Below are 1,358 nucleotides of genomic sequence, written 5' to 3' on the forward strand. Positions count from 1 at the left end.
TAAGAGGACATCTCATTTGGACGGCCGAGTAGGCTCCGCGGGTGACGATCGTGGAGCGGCTGGTGCCGGATGAGTTGTGGGAGCTGTTCCAGTTGGTGGTGCCATCTGCGCCGACACGTCCGCAGGGCGGTGGTCGGCGACGGCATGGGGATCGAGAGGTGCTGGCGGCGATCGTGTTCGTCGCGACATCGGGCTGCACCTGGGCCCAGCTGCCACCGTGCTTCGGGCCGTCCGGCCCGACGGCCCACCGGCGCTTCACCGAGTGGAGCAAGGCCCGGGTGTGGGCCAAGCTCCACCGGGTCCTCCTGGACGAGCTCGGCGCCAGGGGTGAGCTGGACTGGTCCCGCTGTGCGGTCGACTCGGTCAACATGCGGGCCCTGAAAAGGGGGAGCTGACGGGTCCGAATCCTGTCGATCGGGGCAAGTACGGCTCGAAGATCCACTTGCTCACCGAACGTACCGGTTTACCCCTGTCGCTCGCGATCTCGGGCGCCAACGTCCACGACAGCCAGGCCCTGATCCCGCTCGCCGAAGCCATCCCGCCGATCCGCTCCAGGCGCGGCCTGCGTCGACGCAGGCCCGGAAAGCTGCACGGCGACAAGGCCTACGACCACCGCTTCATCCGCACCTACCTGAGACGACGCCAGATCACCGCCCGCATCGCCCGCCGAGGCGTCGAGTCCTCCACGCGCCTTGGCCGGCACCGCTGGGTGATCGAGAGGACCGTGGCCTGGCTGAACGGCTTCCGCCGACTTCACCGCCGCTACGAACGCAAGGCCGACCACTTCGCGGCATTCGCCAGCATCGCCGCAGCCGTGATCTGCCACCGTCGACTCGTCAAGTGCGATGACTTCAAAGCTGTCAGCACATGATTGGCCGCCGCCCAGAGCTACCTTCAGGAGGCCGCATCCTGAGCTGGGCACTGCCAGTCGGCCGCGTCGATCGCATGGCCCGCCATGTCAGCGAGGTGGAAGCACTGGCCGTTGGCCCACATCGTCACCGAATCCGGCCGATGCGCGACCTGGAAGGGCTCATCCCCACGCTGCGTCCCGGACCAGGAACCGTCCGCCGTCGGTGAGTGGGTGACAACGACGCAGGTCTGCTGCCGCTGGAGCTGGTAGGTGTCCGCCCAGGGCTCCACGGTCAGCTCCAGCGGCGCTTCACCGTCGTTCGTGATCAGCAACCGCGCGGTTCCCCCGGCGAACATCCAGCACTTCTCCTTACCTCTGCGGGCGATCTTTCAGGGCGAGCACCGTCCACAGCCGCACCTGGCCTGATCCTCACACACGAGATCAGGTTCGCCAGCGCCGTCCCCTTTCATCGGCCACTGCAGACCTTCCAAATGAGATGACTTCTAAG

The 1,358-nt window shown here is 66.8% G+C and carries 2 protein-coding genes; one reads left to right on the forward strand and one right to left on the reverse strand.

Annotation, left to right across the window (positions count from 1 at the left end):
* The first annotated feature begins 47 nt into the window (after window positions 1-47).
* Window positions 48-871 (forward strand): IS5 family transposase gene (locus ACIRVF_RS42940; RefSeq protein ID WP_402830707.1). Its coding sequence is split into 2 segments (ribosomal slippage): window positions 48-393 and window positions 393-871, totalling 825 coding nucleotides; the frame shifts between segments, so codons are not numbered across the junction.
* 23 nt (window positions 872-894) lie between these two features.
* Here the strand turns inward: ACIRVF_RS42940 and ACIRVF_RS42945 are convergent.
* The gene (locus ACIRVF_RS42945) at window positions 895-1,206 is read right to left on the reverse strand and encodes a hypothetical protein (protein ID WP_402830705.1); all 312 of its coding nucleotides are present in this window, start codon (window positions 1,204-1,206) and stop codon (window positions 895-897) included.
* Window positions 1,207-1,358: the final 152 nt, after the last annotated feature.

It is taken from the genome of Kitasatospora sp. NPDC101157 (genome assembly GCF_044768255.1).
In the GTDB taxonomy this organism is placed as follows: domain Bacteria; phylum Actinomycetota; class Actinomycetes; order Streptomycetales; family Streptomycetaceae; genus Kitasatospora.

Excerpts from the sequence above, each read along its gene's own strand:
- ACIRVF_RS42945 (WP_402830705.1), bottom strand. The coding sequence starts at position 1,206 with ATGTTCGCCGGGGGAACCGCGCGGTTGCTGATCACGAACGACGGTGAA.